Origin of the sequence: Psychrobacter cibarius (genome assembly GCA_030686115.1) — a bacterium.
Taxonomy (GTDB): Bacteria; Pseudomonadota; Gammaproteobacteria; order Pseudomonadales; family Moraxellaceae; genus Psychrobacter; species Psychrobacter cibarius_C.
In genome coordinates this window covers 193,334-218,450 of the sequence record CP131612.1, presented here as the reverse complement: position 1 = coordinate 218,450, position 25,117 = coordinate 193,334, and the positions used below count along the sequence as shown (strand labels likewise).

The following is a 25,117-nucleotide window of genomic DNA, read 5'->3' as shown; positions in this document are numbered from 1 at the left end:
TAATACTTTATAAAATATCATAGTTTATAAATCACAAAAGCCCCAACGCAATGTTGGGGCTTTTTATTTGGCTAGGTGATGGCTTTATAAAATCAGTGACTAAACATCAAATCTGCCTTGTACCGCCTGCCATACTCGCGCGCTCACCTCATCGGCGCTGCCTGATGCGTCAATGCGCTGTATCCGTTCGGGGTGCTGAGTCGCCAGCGTATTAAAGCCTTTATGCACCCAAGTAAAAAATTCGGTCGCTTGCTGCTCAAATCTATCAGCGGCGCTACGTTTATTAGCGCGTGTCATACCTTCTAATACGGGCAAATCCAGCCACAATGTCAGCTCAGGTAGTTGCGGCACAAACTGCTCGATAAGCGACTCAATTTTGGCTCGTACCACCGCATCGCCATGTGCCCGCCCAAAGCCCTGATAAGCAATGGTAGAATCGGTAAAACGGTCGCATATTACCCACGTCCCACGTTGTAGCGCTGGCAAAATCACTTGCTGCATATGGTCGCAGCGCGCCGCAAATAGTAGCAATAGCTCTGTATCATCATTGATGTCGGTCGCAGGGTCCAATAATATAGCGCGCAAACGTTCTGCAAACCGGCTACCACCCGGCTCACGGGTACGCAGATACGCAATATTGTTATCGTCTAAGCGTGTGCACAGCTGCTCAATGGCAGTCGTTTTGCCTACGCCCTCAGTACCTTCAAAACTGATAAAGCGCCCTTGATTGAGTGCGATATCATTGATGTCATTGCTTGTTTTGGGCTGACTTGCTTGCGACTGGACTGTTTGAGATACGTGGTCTTGTATAGATGCTGACATGATATGACCTTATGTCATTGATGAGCGTTATGTCTTTATGTCGTTATGTAGACAGTTGCATAACGCTCAGTTCACGATAGGTTTTGAGAAAAGATAGAGGATTAAATTACTGCGGCGGGGTTTGTGATTTTTTCTCACGCATGACGCCAAGATATTCCTTTACCGCTTGATTGTGCGCCGCCAAGCTATTGGTAAATTTGTGCCCGCCATTACCCGTCGCTACAAAGTACAATGCGTCACTATCTGCTGGATGCAAGGTCGCTTCGATAGAGGCAGCCGATGGTAGCGCGATAGGTGTTGGCGGTAGGCCGTCAATTTGATAGGTGTTATAAGACGTTTTTTCATCAATGTCTTTACGGCGAATGTTGCCTTCATAGCGACTGCCCATACCATAGATGATGGTCGGATCGGTCTGCATTCGCATGCCTTTATCCAAACGATTTCTAAACACCGCAGAGACCAAAGGACGCTCTTCTGCCACACTGGTTTCTTTTTCGATAATAGAGGCCATCACTAACGCCTCATAAGGCGTCTTATAAGGCAAATTGGGCGCACGATTTTCCCACGCTTCAGTCAATACTTGCTGCTGACGCTTATATAAATCGGTCAGTACCTGCTTATCAGTGCTACCTTCCCCATAATAATAAGTGTCAGGGGCAAACCAGCCTTCAAGATTGTGATTGACGATAGGGTCGTTACTATTGATCACTTCATTTGGCAATATACCGACCAAATCCAACACTTGAGCAATACCAGCATTGTCTCTATCATTGCCACTATCGTCGGTCAGTACCTCTTTTTTGATGCCTTTATTATCCCGTAACGTCTGATATAAATCTTTAGAGGTTTTGCCTTCGATGATTTGCACCTTTACCATCGATGCTTTTACCCCTTGCCCAAGTATATGTAGCGTTTCAGCAAAGGTAGGGTTTTCTGGTAATTGATAAATACCAGCATGTAAGGGGCCATCGACTTTTGTTTTCATATAGAGCTTGGCAATCGTGGCAGAAAACAGCGGGATTTGCTGTTGCCACTGCGGCAGTAAGCCATAATAGCTCTGACCCTGCTCAATGGTGACCATTTGCTTTGGCTGCTCAATCCGCCCAAACAATGTCTGATAGACCATCACTAAGAAAAACGCAGCGATAAGCCCCAGCACTAGCAACACTTGATAGCCACGCTGCATAAAGAAAGATTGATTATCCGCTTTATATTCGCGTGGCTTAGCCGCTCCACTGATGAGTGACACATCTGTCGCTGGCGTTTCCTCTACCCCATCGACTGCTGGTTGCGTGTCCGGTAATGTGGTATCGACACGCTCCTCAACACTGCTATCCGGTTTATTCGATGGCGTTTCATTAGGGCGTTCAGGAGGCGTTTCAGATGTAGGCTTGCTCATGGCAACTCGCGAGGCAGAAGTTTGCTAGAATTTAGCACTGAACCGTACGATTTTCAATGGTATTTGCTTAGCTTATGAATTATCTTGGTATTTACGCCTGCTGATATGGGCTAATGTTTCTACCTTCTTTTGGTGTTTTTCCTTTTCTTTAATAACGAAAACTGGTTATGAACCTACATTTTAATCAAAGTCTCGCTGCAAACTACAAATCCGAACCTCAGAAAATTCGTGTATTAAGCGAGGATTGGGTTGCCAACCAAAGTTACTGCCCTAATTGCGATGCTGAACCATTGGCGGAATTTACTAACAACAAGCCTGTCGCTGACTTTTATTGTACAAATTGTAATGAGCAATATGAGCTCAAAAGTAAGCAAGCAAAGTTAAGCAACATTATCAATGATGGCGCTTATGACACCATGATTGAGCGTATCAGTAGCGACAACAATCCTAACTTTTTCTTTTTAACCTATTCTCAAGAATATAGCGTTAACAACTTCCTGATTATTCCTAAGCATTTTTTTAAGCCTGATATGATTGTCAAACGTAAGCCTTTATCAGTCTCTGCTAAACGTGCCGGTTGGGTTGGTTGCAATATTGATTTACGACAAGTGCCCGAATCAGGCAAAGTATTTTTGGTGAAAAACCAGCAAGTCATATCACGCGATAATGTCACCGAGCAATTTCAAAAAACCTTGTTTCTACGTAAGCAATCTACAGCTTCGCGTGGTTGGACACTGGATGTTTGGCAATGTATTGATAGACTGGATGCTAATTTCTCTCTCAATCAGGTTTATGCTTTTGCTGATGAATTACAGCGTAAACATCCTGAAAATAATCACATTAAAGATAAAATCCGTCAGCAATTACAAGTGTTGCGTGATAGAGGTATTATTGAATTTACTGGTCGTGGGCGTTATTGCAAATTATATTAAACGTTTCTCATTGAATCGCTCAGGCCTTGGTTTTCCCTCATTATCACGGTACACGTCTGCAATTAACTCCTCTCTATCGTCCCATAAAGGTAAACGTGCCGTTGCAACGAGACGGTCATGAAACTTATGCGGTGGATACTCTCCATCAATTTCATCATTGATTTTAAAAAAGTGCTCTTCTCGATAATCGACGTAAGCATGCATTCTATTTTTAACATAGTTATTCCAATACCAGACCAGCTGGATAGCTGTGCGCGTAGGTATAGTAAACTGCTTTAAATTGACTGTCAGCGCACGTGTGACTGGTTCATCATTAGGAAAAACTCTAATGCGTTGCTCGATAACTTCTTCTCTTGTTTCTGCATACTCAAACACGCCGCCAAACGCGATAAATTTTTTAAAGTCTTTCAAATACATAACACCGAGCGACAATTCAGTAAATCTTGATAAATGAATAATTTCATCAGGTTGTTTTTTTGCTAATTTGCAAATCTCATCAAAAATTAATAGTCGACGGATTTGTAAAGGTATTCGTTCATCTTCGTAGATGTAGTCCATGGATATCTCTCCTTATCAAAACACTATCATTGATCGATTTTCCTTATCGCACAAGTCTACGTAACAAAAGACGATCACTTCTTTTTAAGCGCCTTTGCTAACCTAGAATATATAAATACTCAAGAAATTTTGATAAGCGTATATCGGGGATAGTAATGATGAAAGTAGATAAAAAACTGAAGAGAGCCTTTCAGATAGAGATTGTCGAGACGTTGAATAATATCGTGGAGGTTAACGCAGAGAACGAGCAAGAAGCACTATTAAAAGCGCAAGATATGTATCACAATGAGGAAGTTATTTTGTACCCAGATGACTTTATTGATACCAAGTTTAATATTTTTAAATACGATTAGAATCGCTCAAAATCTCACCATTTCACCCGATAATAACGTCAGGCTACTCATTGGCATCACACCGCGCAGCGCATTACAAAAGAATAGCTGGCTTAGTCGTGGCAAATCCTCATCTTTTAATGATCTGACAATGACGGGCTGCTCCGTACCAGACAAAGCATCAATAATGACTTGCCGCATCACGCCAGCGACGCCAGATTTCGCCATGGATGGTGTATACCATTGACCAGTGGTTAGATAGTTTGCATTATTTTGATAAAGCGGCGGCGTAGACAATTTTTCTAATGACGTTTTTTCTGATGATAGTGTTACTAAAGGCGCGTCTGATAATTGATAAAAGACATTGCTCATCGTACCTTCAACCCAACGACCACTCATATCTCGTAGCAGACCTTCGCCGATGCTGGGTTTGATATTGTCTTCCGATACTTGGGCTTTGATGCCTTGTAACTCACCACTTGCCAGCACATTGTCGAGGCGATTGAGGCTTTTGAGTCCTGCTAATGGTGGCGGTAAGCAAGCAAGCTGCGAAGATAGGCAAATGGCAGAACTGATAGGCTGCATCGGGATTGAGCACCCATCAGGTAAGCGTAATTGCTCGGTCGTAGTGACAGTCATCGCAGAGGATTTTAGCCAAATCTCACAAGCACTACCAGATATGGTTGGCACATAGCCATAACCACGGACATCTTGCACGGCGCGAGTCACCATCAGTTTCAGCATGCCTTGTTGTAGTTGCTCGGCATGCGTCCGTATTATAGCCAATACAGAGTGACTGTCTAATTCAAGTTGTAAAGCTTCAGCATGGGAAATAAGGCGCTGCTGATGATGAGCCAACCACAGTATTTGCCCATCGATGACCCCCATCGTGGTAAAAAATCCATCGCCATATGCCAACCCACGATTGTCTAGCGATACTGTGTCTGAGATATCCGTCGTAGCACTTGATGGATGTATGCATAGCCAATTATTGAGCGGCATGATAGCGAGCACAGCTTACTTCTTATCTGTTTGGGCAGCAGATTTATTGATGACCAGCATACAACTATAAAACTCACATTTTGCCAGTTCTATTTTTTGACCACCGATGACTTTATTTTTGATAATTTGACCATTAAGCATATCAGAAATCAGTTGTCCGCCCTCATCACCCATCAGTTGGCGGGCAAGCTTATGCGCTTTTTCAGCATGGTTTTGACTTATCTCTTTTTCTTTATCAGAGTCAGTAGGATTGGCAAAGTACCAGCCCAGTTCGAGATACTTTTCAGAATCAATCAAATCCAAATACGGCGCATCGGTATCCATAAAGCGATATTTGGCGGCTGGATTACTGGCATAGTCGAGGCTGTTCTCATCAGTGCTCATGACCTTACCAAAAGTCGCCTTGATCTCATCTAAATTATCGACATTCAGTGACGCTACATTTTTAGTGCCCCATCCCGCAACGTCATATTTCACTTGTGTACCTTGCTGAGCAGTAGCGCCGTCTAAATCGGCGTTCGGCGCAGCATTGTCCTGTACTAGCGCATCGTCAGCGACGGTTTGCTCGCTCATATCGGCATCTTTTTGGGCGTCGTCTTTACTGCTATCACAGCCACTGAGCGACACGCCGACTGCCATTATCGTACCGACCAAGAGGGTCTGTAGGCTATTATTCCACATGGGCAATTTACTCACACTTTTAGATGATTCTCAAAATAGTATTAACGAGCAGGCAGATAGGCCGCTGATAATGGACATTATGTTTTATAAACAAGGGTTCTTATACTTGGTATTTTATGACTCAGTTTGTCATGTCAGTTTCTTATGGCTTGATTTTTGACAGTTCAGTTACTGATAGTTATGCAACTGCCAAAATATCAATATAAAATTTTCATGCTCTCTAGTTTACCCAACTGCTTAACACTTGACCACCCTTTACGTTACGGATAACGCTCCCAGACAGTACAGATTTGTTAAAGACCTACCCTGTCAAAAAACCTACCTATTCAAGTGTTTACTCGTTAGACCACCGATTTGTCAAATATCGCGTTATCCCTTATGATGATTGTATATCAATACCCTTCTACTGATTAATTTTTGCCTCTTATCGCAAGCAGACCTATTATGACCCAGCATTTTATCGTTATCGGCAATCCCATTGCCCACAGCAAATCCCCTGAAATTCATACGTTATTTGCAGCGCAGACGGGTATTGAGATTAGCTATCAACGCCAATATTGCCCCGATGATGCAGCCAGTTTTACCGCGGTGCTTGAGGCATTTTTTCAGGGCGGCGGCGTTGGAGCCAACGTGACTGTACCTTTTAAACAAATCGCTTATGACTGCTGCGCGGCGCGCGGTGGTTTATCGGAACATGCCAAAGTTGCAGGCGCAGTCAATACAATACTACTAAATAAAGCGCTGGTAAAAAGTGGCGTGCCGATCACCGAGGCATTGTATGGCGATAATACCGATGGACAAGGACTGGTCAATCACATCGTAAGTTTGGGTTGGCCACTAAAAGAGGCTCGCGTGGCACTCATTGGTGCAGGCGGCGCAGCACGTGGGGTGATATTACCATTGATTGAAGCTGGTATCGCACATCTTACGATTGCCAATCGTACGCTGAGCAAGGCAACAGCGTTAGTCACTGAGCTTAGCGCGGCAAGCACGGCTATTCATGAGCAGCAGATTGAAACTTGTCGCACGGCGGATTTAAATGGACAGTTTGATATTATCATCAATGCGACTTCTATTGGTTTATCAGCAGATACGCTACCACTAAGCGACACGCTAAACGGTGACTATGCTTATGACATGATGTACGGACGCACGCTGCCGTTTTTGCAGCATTTTTCTGCGCGTGGCGCACAGATTTCTGATGGTTATGGCATGCTCATCGGACAAGCAGCGCTAAGCTTTGAGCGTTGGACAGGTCATACGATCGATGTTGCGCAAGCGACCGAAACGCTACAAAGTCGTTAATCAAAATTGACATAAAAAAAGCCACATGAACTCAGCTCATGCGACTTTGATTAATACTTTATTTCAAACGTACTGGTGGTTTGACACTCATCAATTAGCCAAAGCGCGCCAGCAGCCAGTTTTCGATACGCCGTAGTGGTATGCGTAAGTTGGTTGAATGCATCACTACTCCGCCGCTCAGACCCACCAAGCAGCCAATCACGGTATCAAAAAGGCGCGTGCGAATCACTTCTTGATAGGCGGACTCAGAAAGCGGTAGACCACTGCCGTATTCTGCAATAAATATCGTCAGCGGCGTGATAAATATGACTGCCAAGCCATAATGTCGATCCACCAACGTCTCGATACAAAGCATCATCGTCAGTATCGCCAGTGCGACACCCCATATTGATAATCCCCAAGACAACATCCAACTCGCCAAAACCACACCCAATACTGTACCGAGTAAACGATGTATTTGCTTAATCCACATGGTACGCAAATGAATACCTTGGATAATCAAAAAGCAACTAACTGCTGCCCAATAGGGGTTGGACAGCTGTAAAGTAACGGCGATGAGCAAGGCTAAACTGACAAAACTGGCGACAATCAAACTTTCAGTAATGGTATCTGGCTCGTAGCTATAAGTAGGCGTCGGCGTCGCTGGGCGCGTTGCCAGTAAAAATAACGAATACAGCAATGCCATCACTAAAGCAAAGCCACTGCCAAGCATCACCAGTCCAGTTGCACGCAAAATGTCTTCCAAAGCCAGCGGTATAAATAGCGCAATAGCACCTGCCATCATCACAAACAGTCCCGCTGGCGGCGGCTGACGATAATAACGTCCAAAAATCACAATACCAAACGCCATTAGCGTAAATATCGGCAGCTTTAATAGCGGGACTTGCTGAGCAATTAGACCGAGCGCAAAGCACAGCGACATGGCAAAACCCCAAGCCATCACCGTCACCAATCGATACGGCAGCTTGCCCACTAACGGTATATTCAAAATAACCATCGCCCCCAAAGACGCTTTAATACCTGACGATAAAGCACCAAAGTAAGCGCCCACAAACACGGGGAAGCTAATCGCAATCGCCGCGATAATTGGCATATGCCACGGTCTCTTACTACGGTTCACTGTCAGCAGATGCGCCAGCTCCCCATCAATTAAAGCCTTTATGCGAGCAAATAACGCTGTCAGCCAAGATGCTCGCGTTGCCTTGCGCTTAGATGCGCTCATAATTGGCTTTCCTTATATCGTAAATGCAGTTAAAAAATGTTTTTCTGATACGGTCACATCTATCATTAATAGGTACTTAACCACAGACGCTGATAAAAACCGAATCCATCAATACATAAATTAATGTTTTGATTTAAAATATTAATTATGAATATTAGTTATTAGTTATATATTTGTCGCTATAGAAGATTTATACTGACAGTAACGCCGCGACAGCTGTTTTTTATCAAGGATGCCTTAAAGGCAATCAAAATGGATGAGCTGTTTTTGATAAATCTGAATGACGAGCCGTGATATCGTCTATTCTTACCCCAAATGATTAAACACCCTTTTACATGAAACGTGGCTCAAATACCGAGCTAGCCATTTATGATAGCGAATAACTAAAGAGAGCGACTATGTTAACTTACAAAGCACCTTTACGTGATATCAAGTTTTTAATAAATGATGTTTTCGACTTTCAAACTCATTATAAAGATTTGGACAATGGCGAAAATGCCGATCCTGAAACCGTTGATATGATTCTTCAAGGGATGGCAGATTTTGCTGAAAATGTCTTAGCGCCTTTATATCAACCAGCAGATGCTGAAGGTTGTCATTTTGAGAATGGTGTGGTCACAACCCCTAAAGGCTTTAAAGAAGCTTATGATCAATTTGTAGAAGGCGGCTGGCAAGGTATTTCTTACCCTGAAGAGTACGGCGGTATGAACTTACCGACCTCATTGAACTTAATTAAAGCTGAAATGATCGGTACGGCGAACTGGCCATGGGCAATGTATCCTGGTCTATCAACTGGCTGTATCAATACCATTATGCAATATGGTACCGATGAGCAAAAAGAAACCTACTTGCATAAATTGGTCGAAGGCTCTTGGGCTGGTACCATGTGCTTGACTGAACCACAATGTGGTACGGATTTGGGTCAGGTTAAGTCTAAAGCCATTCCACAAGATGACGGCTCTTATAAGCTTAGCGGTACTAAGATTTTCATCTCAAGTGGTGAGCATGATTTAACGGAAAACATCGTTCATATTGTTTTAGCACGTTTGCCAAATGCACCAGAAGGCACACGCGGTATCTCATTATTTATCGTACCGAAATTCTTGCCAACTACTGAAGGTGAAATTGGCGAGCGTAATGGCGTGACTTGTGGATCGATCGAACACAAAATGGGCATTAGCTCATCGGCTACTTGTGTCCTAAACTTTGATGATGCCGTTGGTTACTTAATTGGTGAACCGAACAAAGGTCTAAAAGCTATGTTCACCTTTATGAACACAGCCCGTATTGGCACTGGTATCCAAGGTTTGGCGCATACTGAATTGTCATTCCAAAACGCGCTGCCGTATGCAAAAGATCGCCGTTCTATGCGCACCTTATCAGGCACAAAAGAGCCTGAAAAAGTTGCTGATGCTATCATCAACCATGCTGACGTACGTCGTATGCTATTGACCCAAAAAGCCTTTGCCGAAGGCGGTCGTTCGATGATTTATCATTCTGCGCGCTATGCCGATAAAATGGCACAAGGTATCATCAATGGCGATGATGAAGAGTTTGAAAAATGGGATGATAAATTGGGTTTCTACACACCAATCCTAAAAGGCTTCTTAACTGAGCTAGGCATTGAAGCGGCCAAACACGGTCAGCAAGTCTATGGCGGTCACGGCTATATCAAAGAATGGGGCATGGAGCTAATCGCTCGTGATGCTCGTATCGCCACCATGTACGAAGGTACAACTGGTATTCAAGCATTGGATTTACTCGGTCGTAAAGTGATCTTGCAGTCTAAAGGCAAAATCATCCGTGATTATACCTCAAGCATCATGAAATGGTGTGGCGAGTATGCACTTGATAAAGACATGCGTAAATTCGTTTGGGCACTCACCAAGCTATGTGCTGAGTGGAATACATTGACTGTCCGCTTGATGCTAATGGCACGTAAAGATCGTGAAATCATCTCTGCTGCATCAGACGATTTCTTGATGTACTCAGGCTATGTCATGATGGGTTATCATTGGGCGCGTATGGCAGCAGTCGCTTATGACAAGCTAGAAAACGGCGGCACTGAATCCCCAGAATTCTACAAAGCTAAGATCCAAACGGCTGAATTCTACTTTGATAAGTTGTTACCACGTACCTCGGGGCATGCCGAAGCCATGGTTGCACCAAGTGACAGCATGACAGCAATGAAGATTGAGAACTTTGCTTTTCTAGACTAAGTTTTTTAGAATAAGATAGCATCACAATTAAGCAATAATCAATAAAAAAAGCGCCTAGCATGTAGGCGCTTTTTTATGCTTAACTAAAAGTACAGACGTTCTCATTAAAGCCTATCGACAATAAATATACATCATAGATGAGGGTTAATGAGTAACTTATTATAGATAAATGGCCATTTTAGGAGCCAATAATGTTATCCATTGATCATCAAAAAACTTCTTTAGCCTCATTATCTATACGAGTGCTACTGCTCAGTACGGCACTGATCAGTTTTAGCGCAACTAGTGCTACGGAGCTGGCTAAAAACCCTGACACTCCTATTAAATTTGCCAAAGGCGCGATCAGTAGTACGGTCACTGGCAAATTAAGCCCCAATGAAGATGAGCGCTGGTATCGCTTTGATGCCACCAGCTGGCAATATGCCGTTATTAATATTGCACCACTTACTGGTACGCCTGAGACAGCCAATGTCGGCGTATTACATATGCCAAACGGTACGCAAGATGGCAGCAAAGGCGGTATCGTGTATCAAGGCTGCCTACCCGCAACCGGAGAATATCGCTTACGCATTGCCCGAAATTTGATGGCGACTGAAGGCAAAACGGCTGGTTATAAGGTTGAGGTAGTGATATTACCCACATATGCCAGTAAATCGCTATGTGAATACTTATAACGATTGATGAATCATCGTTTCGGAAGATATCAGCATTTTAGCTACCCAGCATTTTTTTGTGATATACCGCGCTAATTTCTTCAACTTCCACACATATCTGTAAGGCTGCTCGCCCTGATTGCTCTGCGCCTATCTCCTGCTCTATCGCCGTCACCAGCAGCCCTGCTAGCTGATTACGAATAACTAGGTCACGACCAGTCATTAGTTTTAGATGCGCATAAATAAAGCCATACGCCTGCTCATCATCTTCAACGCCTACCAAAAACGTCTCAATGGGCACGATCCGTGCTTTAATATCAGTCGGTGTGCCAAAGTGCCCACTGTCCCATAACGCTTTATTTAACGCTTTAAGCAATGATTCTTCATGAGCAATACTGACATTGGGCGTCATTTGAATGGTTAGATGTGGCATGAATATGTCCTTATAAAATATGAGTGAGGGAGTAAAATATTAGCCATCGTTTCAGGATTGATTGAACAGCCCGTCAGCGGCAACGATTTTTAGTCATCAGTAACTTTTTAGTCATCAATAATAGTACTAAAGCAAGCAGCAAGGGTCTCAGCTAATTGTGCTGGTGGCAGCTCAATTTCTAAACCACGGCGACCACCGCTGACATAAATCGTTGTCTGCTCTGCAGCCGAGCTGTCTATGATAGTCGGCAAGCGCTTCTTTTGTCCCAATGGGCTGACGCCGCCTAGCACATAGCCCGTACTACGCTCTACCTGCTTAGGATCCGCCATTTGCACTTTTTTGCAGGTCAGCAATTTATTCGAAGATAGCGCCTTAGCCGTTTTTTTAAAGTTTAACGTTTTATCTACGGGTAAGATAGCAACGGCAAGCGCACCAGTCTCTGTCGATACCACCAAGGTTTTGAACACTTGTGACACATCCACGCCTAGCTTTTCTGCCGCCTCTAAGCCAAAAGAGGCGGCATTACTGTCATGGACATAGTCGTGTAATTGATATTTCAGAGCGCGTTGTTTGGCAAGATTAATCGCTGGTGTCATAATATTTCAGCTTATATCAATGATATTAATGGGTAGATTTAAACATAATTACTCTATAGTGACTCTTGGTTGTCGCCGAACCATTATTGCGCTAAATACATTAACTTTCAATTATTTGAGCTTATTAAGAGCGGCTTAACTCACTATATAGTAACCAGACCGTATTAATATTAGCAGTATATACAGACACTATATATCGCTTTGATGGCTTTTATGGCATCATAAGCGCAACATATTTGACTATTTTTGATACTGATTATGATACCGAAGTTCTTAAAAAAACGGATTTTTAAAGCGCCAGTCACAACCGACAGCGCTTCTAATACTGACGTCAATCCAATCGCCCCCAAGCCTTATTCCAATGCGCCGATTAATCAAATTTATCGCAAGCTATCGGGGCAGCTACTCGATGTCGCTGTTAAACCTAAGTTATTGGGTGAATTACCTGAGTTCGATACAAACGATCAAACGCTAAGATTTTATGTGTTGCAAGATTATTCGCGCTCCAACAGTATTTTGATTGACCTGCAGACGCAAGAGCACAATTTACCACCAGCATTGGTTGGGGTACATGATGCCGCCCATAATATCAAAGAAAACGCAGCCATCATATTTTTGAACCATCCAAGCGCCAAAGACAGTCAGCTATCGCCGCGCCTGTCACGTTTGGTGTCTGCTGTTTTGCAATATCCAGAGCTAAAAGTACGTTTGGTGCCCGTCTCTATTTTATGGGGACGCGCCCCAGAAAAAGAGGATTCACTGTTTAAGCTGCTGACCGCTGACAACTGGCAAGACCCTAGCATCACCAAGCAGCTCTTTAATATCGGAGTAATGGGACGTGATACCTTTGTACAGTTCCATCCACCTCAAGATCTACGTACCCTTATCAATGATAGCCTTAAAGGTGATGAAGAAGGGTTTTCTATTTTTGATTCGCTAGCTACTGATTCAAAAGAGAACTTTATAAAAGAAAGCTCTGTGAAAGAGAACTCTATAAAAGAAGGTGATGTAAAAGAAAATTCTGCAAAAGACAGCAATTTAGACATCACGAGTAGCGTGGGCGACGCCGACGAAGCACCAAACTATGCTTTGGTAGCGACCGCTGACAGCAATCGTGAACTGGTACGTATGCTACAGCAGCGGCTTACGGTTTATTTAGACAAGCAGCGCGCCAGTATGCTCGGTCCTGATTTATCAGACAGACGCAACTTAGTAGACAAGCTGGTGTATTCACCAGCTATCAAACATGCGATAGAGGCAGAAGCAGTAGAATCCGGTATCAGTGTACGTGAAGCCCGTGTCTTGGCTAAAGGTTATGCCAATGAGATGGTCAATGACTATTCACATTCCATCGTGCGCGGTTTTTATAAGTTTTTAACGTGGTTATGGACGCAACTCTATGATGGCGTAGAAGTCCATCATTTTGAGCGCGTTCGTGAGCTTGCGACTGACTATGAGCTGGTTTATGTGCCTTGTCATCGTAGCCATGTCGATTATCTATTGCTATCTTATGTCATCTACAAGCGCGGTCTGAGCATTCCTTATGTCGCTGCTGGTGACAACCTAGATGTACCCGTATTAGGGCCATTATTACGCGGCGCGGTTGCCTTTTATATACGTCGTAGCTTTCGTGGCAATGCACTTTATACTGCCGTGCTCCGCGAATATATGCACACCCTTATTACGCGTAACACACCGATTGAATACTTTATCGAGGGTGGTCGCTCGCGTTCAGGACGTTTATTACCACCGAAGATGGGCATGCTAGCAATGACAGTGCACAGTCAATTACGTCATTCTGAGAAGCCAGTGGTTTTCATTCCGACTTATATCGGTTATGAGCGTATTATGGAAGGTGGCACCTATGTTGGTGAGCTAAAAGGCAAGCCAAAAGAATCTGAATCTTTACTAGGCTTACTCAAAGTTGGTCGTAAAATTGAGCGTATCTTTGGTAATGTACATCTAAGCTTTGGCACACCGCTGCATCTTAGCGACTTTATGACAAAATTCGATGTGCCAGCCAATAGCTTGCCGACGGATCGCACCGATACCCCGCTCGATGATAAAGCCAGCGCGATGGTCGATAACATCGGCGTCAAAATCATGCAGCACATCAATAAGGCGGCGGTTGTGACGCCCGTTTCGTTATTATCATTGGTATTATTATCAGCGCCTAAAGCAGCTTTAGATGAAGAAATCTGCCGTGAGCAAATTGCCCTTTATCAAGGTCTTGCTCAGCAGTTGTCCTACTCAGATGATACCGTCATTACAGATATGAGTCCGCAGCAAATCATTGATTATGGTATCAAGCTAAAGCTCATTGAACGTACACCGCATATCTTAGGAGACATCATTCAGATTGCCGGTAAACAAGCGGCATTGCTCAGCTATTTCCGTAATAATATCCTGCATGTGTTTATTTTACTGTCTTTCTTATCAGCATTAGTGGCGCGTAACGGCCGTATCGAACGCAGTCGTTTGGACAATATTGCTAAGCAACTCTATCCATTTTTACAAAGCGAGCTGTTCTTATATTACCCAGCACATGGCTTAGCTGATACCTTAAACAAGAAAGTCGACAGCCTACTCTCGCATGGTCTAATTGTCGAATTGAGTGATGGCGTACTCAGCGTCCCTGAGTCAAACAGCAAATGCTATCAGCAGCTGCAAGTGCTAGCGACGCCTGTCGGACAGAGCCTTGAGCGTTACTTTATGACGCTTGCCCTACTCGCCCAGCAAGGCTCAGGCAATCTAACCGAAAGCGAAGTCGTTGATCTGTGTCATCTGCTGGGTCAGCGCTTATCTGTACTATATGCAGATGATATTCCTGATTTCTTTGACCGCGCCTTATTCACCAGCTTCATCAGTGCCTTGACTCGTCTTGATTACTTGCAAAAAGATGATGAAACTGGCGTATTGACCTTTGATCATCGTATCAATGATATTGCTAGTCATGCTAAGTACGTGCTAACGCCTGACATGATGCAGATTTTGCAGCAAGTCGCCAGCTTAGATGAAGAAGAAATTACCCATGCGATTACTGAGATTAGTAATAAAAAGCAGCGTAAATTTGGGCGTAAGCGTTAATCTGCAACCAGCTATAATATTTAATGAGCTAAACTAAATATATCGAGCAAAAAAAGACCTCTAATTGATTAGAGGTCTTTTTTTATCTTTAAATTTGAAATTTCTAAGTAGCTTTTTTTTTAACAACTATCTTTTAAGTAACTACCTTTTAAACAACAGTCCTAAGTCGAAATCTTTTTATATTTCATGCGCTTAGGAGTGGCAGCATCACCCATCGTCTTTTTGCGATACGTTTCAAACTCAGAATAGTTACCATCGAACCAAACTGGGCCTTCATCTTCGAACGCCAAGATATGAGTCGCGATACGGTCAAGGAACCAGCGATCATGCGAGACGACCATGACCGTACCTGGGAAGACCTGAATCGCATCTTCTAGCGCACGTAAGGTTTCAATGTCCAAATCGTTTGAAGGTTCATCAAGGAGCAAGACGTTCGCGCCCTGCTTCAATGTCTTAGCTAGCTGTAAACGGTTACGCTCACCACCTGACAATTGACCGACGTGCTTTTGCTGATCTGAGCCTTTGAAGTTAAAGCGACCGATATAAGCACGACTTGGCGTGGTGTAATCGCCAACCGTAATAATATCAAGACCGTCAGACACTTCTTCCCAAACGGTTTTGCTGTCATCTAAGTTGTCACGTACCTGACCAACATAGGCAACTTTGACACTTTCGCCCAAATCGACTGAACCCGTATCTGGCGTATCACGTTCGGTAATCATATTAAATAGCGTGGTTTTACCCGCACCATTTGGTCCGATGATACCGACGATCGCACCAGCTGGCACGTTAAAGCTTAGGTTTTCATAAAGCAGACGATCACCAAATGATTTGGAGATGTTATTCACTTCAATGACTTTATTACCTAAACGAGGACCGGGCGGAATATAAATTTCAGCTGTCTCATTACGCTGCTGGAACTCTGTTGAGTTCAACTCTTCAAAGCGCTGTACACGAGATTTAGACTTGGCTTGTTGACCTTTTTGGTTTTTGCGAATCCAATCCAGCTCTTTTTTCAGTGCTTTAGCAAATGACTCTTCTTGCTTATTCTGCTGCTCTAAACGCGTGTTCTTTTGCTCGAGCCACTCAGTATAGTTACCTTCATACGGATAGCCATGGCCACGATCTAGCTCCAAAATCCACTGAGCGACGTTGTCTAGGAAATATCTATCATGGGTAATGGCAACGATTGTACCGCTGTAGTTCTGCAAGAACTGCTCTAGCCATGCAACAGATTCGGCGTCCAAATGGTTGGTTGGTTCGTCAAGTAACAGCATATCAGGGCGTGACAATAGCAAACGGCATAGTGCCACACGGCGTTTTTCACCACCAGACAGCTTACTAACATCCGCATCCCAAGGTGGCAGACGTAAGGCATCAGCCGCTTTTTCGAGCTGAGTATTTAAGTTATGGGCATCCCACGCTTGAATGATATCTTCCATCTTGCCTTGTTCTTCAGCAAGCTTATCAAAGTCAGCATCAGGCTCAGCGTATTCTGCATAGATAGCATCTAAACGTGCAAGCGCATCTAAGGCTTCACGCATACCGTCTTCGACGTTACCACGCACGTCTTTGCTGTCGTCAAGCTGTGGTTCCTGCGGCAAATAACCAATTTTGGTGCCAGTTTGCGCGCGTGCTTCACCACTAAATTCAGTATCCACACCCGCCATAATGCGTAGCAAGGTTGATTTACCTGAACCATTGATACCTAGGACACCGATTTTGGCACCTGGGAAAAATGATAAGTTAATATTTTTTAAAATTTCACGCTTAGGCGGAACAAGTTTTGACACGTTGTTCATCGTGTAAATATATTGAGCCATTAACACTCCGATAGACTGCATAAAAGAGGCAAGCGAATCATACTTAGCAATGATGCCAAGCGTGCTGCACCTCAAAATCAGGGTTACAAATTATAAGCCATTATCGCATTGTGGCGCATACCCTGCAAGCCAACAGATTGTTTTAACGATTGTTTTACGGCTTTTGTCACAGAGTGCTCAGCTTTCTAGCTAAAAGCGGTAACGAAACCTACTATCGAACCGTTTCGCTTAACATTCTGACTTATAACTGTTTTATAAAGACCACAAAAAATAGCATCAAAACTTTCGCAAATTTAATCAATAGCCGTTAGCATGTTAGGATAACTTAACAGATTCACTCGACCTGACCTAAGTGATATCCGCTAAATTGGTGCACAGGTGAACACACTATTTATGACGTCAATCATTTTGATAGTATTAACAAAGGTACTGATAATATGACCAACGGCTATCGTCCTGAAATGATTCAACATGCATTTATCGATTTTATTGGATCACACTTACAGCCGTTTTGGTCTTTCACTGTCCCAAAGCTGCGACTTGTTGCGCGGTATACCCTTAGCGATGACTTAATAGCGCTCAGATTTGAGACCAATCATGCTTTTCGACGGCAATTAGTGAGTCCGCAACGTGGTTGGCAGGGTGGTCAACATCTTAACTTAAGCCTTCTTATTGAAGGTGTGTATCATCAGCGCAGCTATTCATTATTAGGTTTGGCGCACCAACCGCTCTGGTGGCACGACGTTACTACTGGCAACAGTATTAATAGTGGCGATAGCAAAAAGCAACCCCCTTATCTTGCGGTTACTATTGCTATTAAGCCACAAGGCTTGGTTTCGGATTATTTAACCAAACATATGGCACTTGGCAGTGTCATCAACAGTAGTGTCCCCAGTGGCTCTTTCACTTTGGCACAATCATCTATAAAGGTACAGACAAAATCAGCTGCCGAAAAGCCTACTTCTTTATTATTTATCGCGGGTGGCAGCGGTATTACGCCCATGTTAGGGCTCATCACGCAAGCACTGGACAACGGACATCAGGTGACGTTGCTATATTACAGTCGCACTGAAATGCTCGCGTTCAAAAACCAATGGCAACAACTGAGCACAGCGTATCCAGCTTTCACCTATCATCTGGTCAATACTGAGAAATCTGATACTTATTTGGCTGGCAAGCGACACTTGAGCGTAGACAGTTTTTTGGCATTAAACCTACCGCTGGCAGATACGCAAATATTTGCATGCGGGTCACAGGCTCTGTTGACTGGATTATATAAAGCAGCGGCAGAGATAACATTACCGCACAATAAAAACCTGCGCGATAATATCATTGTAGAAAACTTTGGTCATGCGTTGCCTGATTTCAATTTTGATAACAAACAGGCGCTCGATAGAAAAAAACACGCAGCACAACATACTGTTTATTTACGGGCGAGGCAACGGCAGTTTGATAGTGGCATGACATTATTGAATGCCGCAGAGGACGCAGGAATTCGCTTAGCGCATGGTTGTAGACAAGGTATCTGCCAGTTGTGTCGCTGCAATAAAGTCAGCGGTGTGGTCAAAAATATTCACACAGGAAAAATGAGCAGTGATGGTTATGAATCTATTCAAACTTGCATCAACATTGCCATGACTGATGTTGTGCTGGATATTTAGCAACACGGTGATAAAAATAAATGCTCATAACGGCTCATAAGATAGAAACATAGCCTGCTGTTACCTTATAGCCTACGGTAAAAACTTAAACAACTTATTGAACCGAACTCAGTGCCGACTCTCCGTACCATTTCGGTTAAGGATTATTTATGCGCTTGCTACCACCCGTCACTACTGCACAATCTGCTGTACCAGTTTTGACCACACTAACTGATGCAAAACAGCAGAAAGCAAAGCAGTTGACTCGCTACCCAACGTTGACAGGAGCGCCCTTACCAAAGGCGCAATCTGATGCCCTCGCTCATGAATTAAATGTGCTTTACCGAAGCGTGATGGATTCGTTAGGTAGTGATGACGCACGATACATTAAACGAGTGTATGCCGCGGTAGTCTATAGTGAAATGACAGCGCGTGGCTTACTGGCAGCGGCTGGATGCCTGCAATCAAAACGTAAAATTGTCGCGACTTGGTTATTGGGTACCTCACTACTGAGTCTCAGCAAAATTCTAAATAATATGGAGCTTGGGCACAATGTCATGCATGGTCAGTATGACTGGATGCAGCACCCGTATCTCAATAGCCAAAAGTTTGATTGGGACATTGTCTGTCCTGCCCCATTGTGGCAACACTCTCATAATTACTTGCATCATACTTTTACCAATATCGTTGGTCGTGACCATGATGTTGGCTATCACTTAATTCGCGTGACTGATGAGCAACCTTGGACGCCAAGCGACCCCCATAATATGTTTAAAACGGCGATATTGGCTCTAGGTTTTGAGTGGGCTGTCGCCTTTCATGACATTCAAATCAGTGTCGACGAATATGCAGACTCCCCTAATCGACACCAAACCATGCAACAGAAATCTCGCGCATTATTTGCCAAAATCGCCCGGCAAGTGGGCAAAGATCATATTGTGCTACCCACGTTAGCAGGGCTGACATTAGGTCGGCATAGTGCTATGACGACACTGAGCGGTAATGTTACTGCCAATATCGCTCGTAATCTGTGGACATGGGCGGTGATATTCTGTGGACACTTTACCGAACAAGCCCATATCTATAGCCATCTCGATGCCGATGAGACTAAAGGTGACTGGTATGTGCGTCAAATTCTTGGCTCCAGCAATATTCAGGGCAGTAAGCTGTTTCACATTTTGACGGGTAATTTATCGCATCAAATCGAGCATCATATTTTCCCTGACATGCCAGCCAGTCACTATGCTCGTATCGCACCACAATTACAGGCGATATGTCGCAAGTACAATCTACCCTATAATACTGGGCGCTTTGGTACACAATTCCGGCAAATGCTGGGACGTATCCGCCACTTTAGCAAGCCAAGTGCTGAAGAATGGCAGTCTTATTTACACTCACAAACTACGTCAATCGCTGAAACAAATCATGCCGTAACAGAAAGACCAAAAGAGCTGCCCGCTATACGTGGATTAGGTAAATATCTTCCCCCTGTCATGCGCCAAGCCTTATTTTATGCTTGATGTGCAGCTCATATGGAGACCACTGGTCGATCTCTTTAGTCTTAACATTTACTCTATCGACTCTTACGCTAAAGAACTATAAATGTGAATCGAAAGGACTCATACTTTAGTGAATAATCTATTCGGTCATTCAAGCTTTTTTCATTTAAAAATACGCTTGATCCATACTAAAAAAAACCAATAATAGTTAACGATAATAATCAATAATAACGGAGAATATCCATGAAAAATCAAAACTCTGAACAAAACCTAACCATCACCCATGATGAACAGGCTAAACGCTTTGAGACCTCTATTGACGGTTATACTGGCTATATTAGCTATCAAGAGCGTGACGATACATTAGTTTATGATCATACTATCGTACCTCAGGAGCTAGGCGGGCGCGGTATTGGCTCAGCATTGGTCAAGCATGCCCTCAACTATGCTCGTGAACAAAATAAAAAAGTGATACCACAGTGCTCATTTGTCTCGTCATATATCAGCAAACATCCTGATTACCAAGACTTGCTATAGTCCACTCTTTAGCGATGAGCCATAGAAAATGCAGTATGCTAATAAGCGTCATAATTTCTTTAGAAATGTTTTAAGCATCTACTATGGTTCAGCTTGGCCAATAAAAATGGAACGTTAATACGCTACTACCCTCCTATTTATTTGCTATCTGCCCTCGTATATTTATCTTCGAATATATGGCAAGATAGCAAATATAGGCGGGTTTTCTGACCTATAATGCCGATAGAACAGAAGGTCTTTACAGTGATGTAATAGCGTCAATGATACAACTGAAAAAGAGGATTGATATTTCGTACAATAGCTTTGACAGCTACAATGTAGTGCCTGATATAGTTTTTAATAAACCAAACCAACATAATAATAAAGGTGATTAATATGAGTAGTTTATCTGATAAGCAAGTAAATTTGCAGCTAGAAGAATTGCCCGGTTGGCAGCGCGAGGGCAATGCTATCGTAAAAACATATCACTTTAGCGATTTCATCGAAGCCATGAGCTTTATGAATCAAGCAGCGTTCCATGCCGAAGCGCTCGAGCATCATCCCGAATGGCGCAACACGTATAACGTGGTAGAGGTACGCTTGACTACTGGCGATACCGGCGGTATTACCAGCCATGATATTCGTCTGGCGAAACGGATGGAACACATAGTCCAGCCGAAACGTTTATAGTGATGTGTTTGTTTTTATAATGTTTATAAAAATCCTTTATTAGTAAATACATTATTAAATACCAAAAAAAGTCCTCAATTGAGGACTTTTTTTATTTAACAATCTATAGGTATTAATTACATCTTGCGGCTTACAAATGCCACAATAAATAGAATGACAGCGACTGCTAAGAAAATATATGCCAAATTAGCAGACAATCCTGCGACACCGCCAAAACCCAATAAACTTGCTAACAGTGCGATCACGGCAAAAATAATAGCCCAGCGAAACATAATCTTCTCCTTAAAAATTATTATTAGAAAACCAGATATTTAGATTGATGCAATGGACAATTATTAATAAGAAATAATTACTATTATTAATGACTGCCTTGCTCTCTCTAAAACTCCTTTTTCTTTACTTTTTGTTTTTTTGACATTTATTAGTTTTCTAACCATTAATACTGCTTACGACCATAGATTAGCAATATTTATCTTTAGAAAACGTTCATTTTGGTAATGATATCGGTAGGTTATGTAACCTTTGTAGCAAATCTTAACATCGAACCTTTTTTTCATCTCTTTATGGGAGTTATGTGTATAGATAGTTAGTTATTACTTAGCCGTCAACATTTCCATCATATAATCTGCTATAAACAGTAACTTACAAGTCATTTTTACTGGTCAAAAATACTTTAATATATCTGCCTGATTGCTATCAAAAAATCAGACCTCAAACTCTGACTGTTAAATGGCAACAAATTTTAAACGTCACACGACTCATCAAAACATCTATTAAGGATAATAAATATGGATACCAATACGGATACTGCAAACAATCCACGACAGAACAACAATGAAAATCGTCCTTACGCGGTCGTCTTATATGGTGCAACCAGCTTTGTTGGTCAAATCACAGCACACTATTTAACAGAGTTTTTATCTAATACTAAAGACAAAGATGGCGCCGACGTCACGTGGGCGATTGCTGGACGTGATGAAGCAAAACTGAACGAATTGCAGTCTAAACTTGGCAGCACTGTCGATATTATTCTTGCTAATAGTGACGATGCGGACAGCCTTGATGAAATGACAAAACAAACCCAAGTCATCATTTCAACCGTCGGTCCTTATCTTAAATATGGTGAGCCGCTGATCAAATCTTGTACAACTCATGGGACAGATTATGTCGACCTCACTGGTGAAGCTATCTTTATCAAAGATATGATGGACAAGTATCAGGACGCGGCAAAGCAAAGCGGCGCTCGTATTGTCAACTCGTGTGGCTTTGATTCGATTCCATCAGATTTGGGCGTCTACTTTACCCAAACCCAAGCAGAAGAAAAATTTGGTCGCGCTTGTGATGTGATTCATATGCGTGTCAAAGCGGCAAAAGGCGGTCTATCAGGTGGCACCATTGCCTCGATGGCGACTATTTTTGAAGAAGTTGGAAAGGACAAGTCACGTCGTAAGCAGGTAGCAAATCCTTATTTACTCAATGATGATAAAGATGCGCCAAACGTGCGCCAAGCTAATGTCAGTAAGCCAGAATACGATAGTGAGCACAAACGCTGGCTTGCGCCTTTTGTGATGGCTAGCATCAATACCCGTATCGTGCATCGCACCAACCAATTGCTTGGCTATGAATATGGTCGTGACTTTAAATATGACGAAGCAATGTGGATGCAAGATGGTGTGAAAGGTCAATTATCAAGCTATGCAATGAGCGCCGGCTTGTTTGGATTTGCCACTGCTATGATGGTCAAACCGAGCCGTGAATTATTAGCTAAGCACGTGCTACCCAAGTCAGGTTCTGGTCCGTCTGCAGAAGAGCAAGCAAACGGCTACTTTGACATTCGCCTCTTTGGGGAAACAGCTAATAAAGACACCATCAATACGAAAGTAACGGGTGACAAAGATCCAGGTTACGGCAGTACCTCGCGTATGCTAGCGCAAGCAGCGTTATGCTTAGCACAAGATATCAGCAAAGAAGAAGTTGGTGGTGGTTTTTGGACGCCAGCCTCTGCCATGGGTAATCATCTACTAACGCGTTTAGAAGAGCATGCGGGTCTTAGTTTTGAAGTTGTCGATTCGTAAGATTACCTATTTATAAATCGAAGCAATCTACTTCTTAATATCTAATTAATAACCGTATCTTAGCAACGAGATACGGTTTTTTATTGCCTATTTTTTCTCATTATTCAGATTGAAATCTTTTGAGCGATTGTTAATAAATAATAATAACGTGATTCTTTGGTAAACGATATTGGCACTTCTTGCCTTTTTAATACATTAAGCTACACATTTCTAGAGTAATGTCACAGCCATATTGCAGTGAATGACGTAGGATAAAAAAGGTTAGGCAATTTTTTACCTCATATTTTTTTATCCCATATTGTATAGCAGCTTTGAGAGAAGTAATTGGCTCATTAAAATTTCATTGCGGCTTTAAACGCGTCAGAGTAATTTTCTAGTGCAATAAAAATCATATTAATAAAAATTAAGTTTTACTTGTTTATCATAAATTTGTAATAAATCAATAGACCCTCATCTAATTAAAAGGACATAACAATGAAAATAAATATATTGACCGCTGCCGTGATAACATCCAGTCTTGCTATGTTTGCAAGCTCTGCTAACGCTGCTATGACTACCGATAGCCACGGTAATGTTGGCTATGACAGTTATGAGGAGTGTGTCACCGCTGTCAAAGACGGTTCGGCCAAATTTTATACCCCTTATACTTATCAAAACCCAAAGCGCCAAGCAGGTGAAGCGACTGTCAAAAAAATGCGCTTGTCTGAAGTAATGATTCCTCAAACGGTGGTCAATGCAAACAACTTAACAGCCAGTGATTACTCAGCAGGTGCTTGTGATTTAGGGGTTGGGCAGTCAAATGGTCGCTATGGTGTTTCGGGAGCATTGGTTGGAAAATACGTCCCTATCGCCGCTGATATGCCTGTCAACGTCTATATGGATAAGGCTGGCAATCCAGTACGCTTAAGCATGCAGCAGTGCGATAACCACTTCGGTGCCAAGTTTCCAACGCCTATTATGAGCGAAACAAAAGAAGCTACAGCAACAGAAGCACAACTCGCGATTATCGAAGATCGCCGTGTAGAGCCTGTCATCGTTGAAACCACACGTGTTATCCGCCCTACTAAATATAGTGTCAAAGAAATCATCATCGTACCGAAAGATCAAATCAAGCGAGTAAACACAGCGTCAGGTACAGCCATTGCTATCGAAGACGAGGCTAACCGTACTGTAATCGTTGGTGAAGAAGCAGATGCGGATGTCATCGAAAATACTGAAATCAATCAAACCTTCCCAGTCATTCGTGTTCCTAGTAGCAGCACTCAACAACGCGTCATTGATCCAAACACTGGCAAGTATATCGTTATTGAATAAGACTTTAATGAAATACAGACGAACGAGATTCGTTGAGACATCATTGGTATAAGAATTAGAGATAGGAAAATTAGAGATGGGAAAATTAGAGATGGGAAAGTAGAAAATAATGCTATTTTCCTATCTGACAATAACCATACAATAGTTGCACAAAGTCACCTGCTAACATCCGTCTGTTAGAATTTTAATCTATGGACTACTGAACTAACGCTTGTTTAATTGGTATTCTCCCCTTTAGATTTTTATCACTGATTTAGGTCAGCTTATAAAGCTCTTTATCCAAATCCATCATGATAGTCTCTTAATGGTTATCATGATT

At 42.8% G+C, this 25,117-nt stretch carries 22 protein-coding genes; 12 read left to right on the top strand and 10 right to left on the bottom strand.

Annotation, left to right across the window (positions count from 1 at the left end; genetic code table 11):
- Window positions 1-99 precede the first annotated feature (99 nt).
- Together tmk and mltG are read right to left on the bottom strand one after the other, a co-directional pair.
- Window positions 100-822: a dTMP kinase gene (gene tmk / locus Q6344_00930; protein WLG13954.1), complete on the bottom strand. Its 723-nt coding sequence runs from the start codon at window positions 820-822 to the stop codon at window positions 100-102.
- 106 nt (window positions 823-928) lie between these two features.
- Window positions 929-2,221 carry an endolytic transglycosylase MltG gene (mltG, locus tag Q6344_00925; GenBank protein ID WLG13953.1) on the bottom strand — a complete coding sequence of 431 codons (1,293 nt, stop codon included), beginning with the start codon at window positions 2,219-2,221 and terminating at the stop codon, window positions 929-931.
- Window positions 2,222-2,388: 167 nt separating this feature from the next.
- On the opposite strand from mltG, the gene Q6344_00920 reads away from it, so the two are divergent.
- Window positions 2,389-3,153, top strand: a complete 765-nt coding sequence (locus Q6344_00920; GenBank protein ID WLG13952.1) for a DpnI domain-containing protein — start codon at window positions 2,389-2,391, stop codon at window positions 3,151-3,153.
- On the opposite strand, the gene Q6344_00915 is transcribed toward Q6344_00920, so the two are convergent.
- The gene (locus Q6344_00915) at window positions 3,145-3,711 is read right to left on the bottom strand and encodes a hypothetical protein (GenBank protein ID WLG13951.1); all 567 of its coding nucleotides are present in this window, start codon (window positions 3,709-3,711) and stop codon (window positions 3,145-3,147) included. The genes Q6344_00920 and Q6344_00915 overlap by 9 nt on opposite strands.
- A gap of 158 nt (window positions 3,712-3,869) precedes the next feature.
- On the opposite strand from Q6344_00915, the gene Q6344_00910 reads away from it, so the two are divergent.
- The gene (locus Q6344_00910; protein WLG13950.1) at window positions 3,870-4,064 is read left to right on the top strand and encodes a DpnD/PcfM family protein; all 195 of its coding nucleotides are present in this window, start codon (window positions 3,870-3,872) and stop codon (window positions 4,062-4,064) included.
- A 6-nt stretch (window positions 4,065-4,070) separates the two neighbouring features.
- Here Q6344_00910 and Q6344_00905 read toward each other — a convergent pair whose 3' ends face one another.
- Window positions 4,071-5,057, bottom strand: coding sequence for an aminotransferase class IV (locus Q6344_00905; GenBank protein ID WLG13949.1), 987 nt, complete (start codon window positions 5,055-5,057; stop codon window positions 4,071-4,073).
- Between the two features lie 3 nt (window positions 5,058-5,060).
- The gene (locus Q6344_00900; protein WLG13948.1) at window positions 5,061-5,726 is read right to left on the bottom strand and encodes a hypothetical protein; all 666 of its coding nucleotides are present in this window, start codon (window positions 5,724-5,726) and stop codon (window positions 5,061-5,063) included.
- 444 nt (window positions 5,727-6,170) lie between these two features.
- On the opposite strand from Q6344_00900, the gene aroE reads away from it, so the two are divergent.
- A complete protein-coding gene (gene aroE, locus Q6344_00895) occupies window positions 6,171-7,031 on the top strand; it encodes a shikimate dehydrogenase (GenBank protein WLG13947.1) in 861 nt (286 codons plus the stop codon).
- A 94-nt stretch (window positions 7,032-7,125) separates the two neighbouring features.
- Here the strand turns inward: aroE and Q6344_00890 are convergent, their stop codons facing one another.
- Entirely contained in the window at window positions 7,126-8,253 is a 1,128-nt protein-coding gene (locus Q6344_00890; protein ID WLG13946.1) for an FUSC family protein, read from the bottom strand.
- 398 nt (window positions 8,254-8,651) lie between these two features.
- Here Q6344_00890 and Q6344_00885 point away from each other — a divergent pair, with 398 nt between their 5' ends.
- Window positions 8,652-10,472 carry an acyl-CoA dehydrogenase C-terminal domain-containing protein gene (locus Q6344_00885; GenBank protein ID WLG13945.1) on the top strand — a complete coding sequence of 607 codons (1,821 nt, stop codon included), beginning with the start codon at window positions 8,652-8,654 and terminating at the stop codon, window positions 10,470-10,472.
- Window positions 10,473-10,663: 191 nt separating this feature from the next.
- Window positions 10,664-11,146 (top strand): hypothetical protein, encoded by a 483-nt coding sequence (locus tag Q6344_00880; protein ID WLG13944.1) that lies wholly within the window; start codon window positions 10,664-10,666, stop codon window positions 11,144-11,146.
- Window positions 11,147-11,183: 37 nt separating this feature from the next.
- Here the strand turns inward: Q6344_00880 and Q6344_00875 are convergent, their stop codons facing one another.
- Window positions 11,184-11,558: a 5-carboxymethyl-2-hydroxymuconate Delta-isomerase gene (locus Q6344_00875; protein ID WLG13943.1), complete on the bottom strand. Its 375-nt coding sequence runs from the start codon at window positions 11,556-11,558 to the stop codon at window positions 11,184-11,186.
- Window positions 11,559-11,665: 107 nt separating this feature from the next.
- Window positions 11,666-12,154, bottom strand: coding sequence for a Cys-tRNA(Pro) deacylase (ybaK, locus tag Q6344_00870; protein WLG13942.1), 489 nt, complete (start codon window positions 12,152-12,154; stop codon window positions 11,666-11,668).
- Between the two features lie 258 nt (window positions 12,155-12,412).
- On the opposite strand from ybaK, the gene plsB reads away from it, so the two are divergent.
- The gene (gene plsB / locus Q6344_00865; protein ID WLG13941.1) at window positions 12,413-15,241 is read left to right on the top strand and encodes a glycerol-3-phosphate 1-O-acyltransferase PlsB; all 2,829 of its coding nucleotides are present in this window, start codon (window positions 12,413-12,415) and stop codon (window positions 15,239-15,241) included.
- Window positions 15,242-15,402: 161 nt separating this feature from the next.
- Here plsB and ettA read toward each other — a convergent pair whose 3' ends face one another.
- The gene (gene ettA / locus Q6344_00860; GenBank protein WLG13940.1) at window positions 15,403-17,064 is read right to left on the bottom strand and encodes an energy-dependent translational throttle protein EttA; all 1,662 of its coding nucleotides are present in this window, start codon (window positions 17,062-17,064) and stop codon (window positions 15,403-15,405) included.
- Window positions 17,065-17,501: 437 nt separating this feature from the next.
- Between ettA and Q6344_00855 the strand changes: the two genes are divergently transcribed.
- From Q6344_00855 to Q6344_00840, 4 genes are all read left to right on the top strand, one after another.
- The gene (locus tag Q6344_00855) at window positions 17,502-18,725 is read left to right on the top strand and encodes an iron-sulfur cluster-binding domain-containing protein (GenBank protein WLG13939.1); all 1,224 of its coding nucleotides are present in this window, start codon (window positions 17,502-17,504) and stop codon (window positions 18,723-18,725) included.
- A gap of 149 nt (window positions 18,726-18,874) precedes the next feature.
- Window positions 18,875-20,224 (top strand): acyl-CoA desaturase, encoded by a 1,350-nt coding sequence (locus Q6344_00850; protein WLG13938.1) that lies wholly within the window; start codon window positions 18,875-18,877, stop codon window positions 20,222-20,224.
- A 222-nt stretch (window positions 20,225-20,446) separates the two neighbouring features.
- The gene (locus tag Q6344_00845; protein ID WLG13937.1) at window positions 20,447-20,740 is read left to right on the top strand and encodes a GNAT family N-acetyltransferase; all 294 of its coding nucleotides are present in this window, start codon (window positions 20,447-20,449) and stop codon (window positions 20,738-20,740) included.
- 375 nt (window positions 20,741-21,115) lie between these two features.
- Window positions 21,116-21,409: a 4a-hydroxytetrahydrobiopterin dehydratase gene (locus Q6344_00840; protein ID WLG13936.1), complete on the top strand. Its 294-nt coding sequence runs from the start codon at window positions 21,116-21,118 to the stop codon at window positions 21,407-21,409.
- 116 nt (window positions 21,410-21,525) lie between these two features.
- Here Q6344_00840 and Q6344_00835 read toward each other — a convergent pair whose 3' ends face one another.
- Complete coding sequence (locus Q6344_00835; GenBank protein WLG13935.1) at window positions 21,526-21,681, bottom strand: DUF1328 domain-containing protein; 156 nt, start codon at window positions 21,679-21,681, stop codon at window positions 21,526-21,528.
- A gap of 516 nt (window positions 21,682-22,197) precedes the next feature.
- Between Q6344_00835 and Q6344_00830 the strand changes: the two genes are divergently transcribed.
- Window positions 22,198-23,484, top strand: coding sequence for a saccharopine dehydrogenase NADP-binding domain-containing protein (locus Q6344_00830; protein WLG13934.1), 1,287 nt, complete (start codon window positions 22,198-22,200; stop codon window positions 23,482-23,484).
- Between the two features lie 474 nt (window positions 23,485-23,958).
- Window positions 23,959-24,798, top strand: a complete 840-nt coding sequence (locus Q6344_00825; GenBank protein ID WLG13933.1) for a hypothetical protein — start codon at window positions 23,959-23,961, stop codon at window positions 24,796-24,798.
- Window positions 24,799-25,117: the final 319 nt, after the last annotated feature.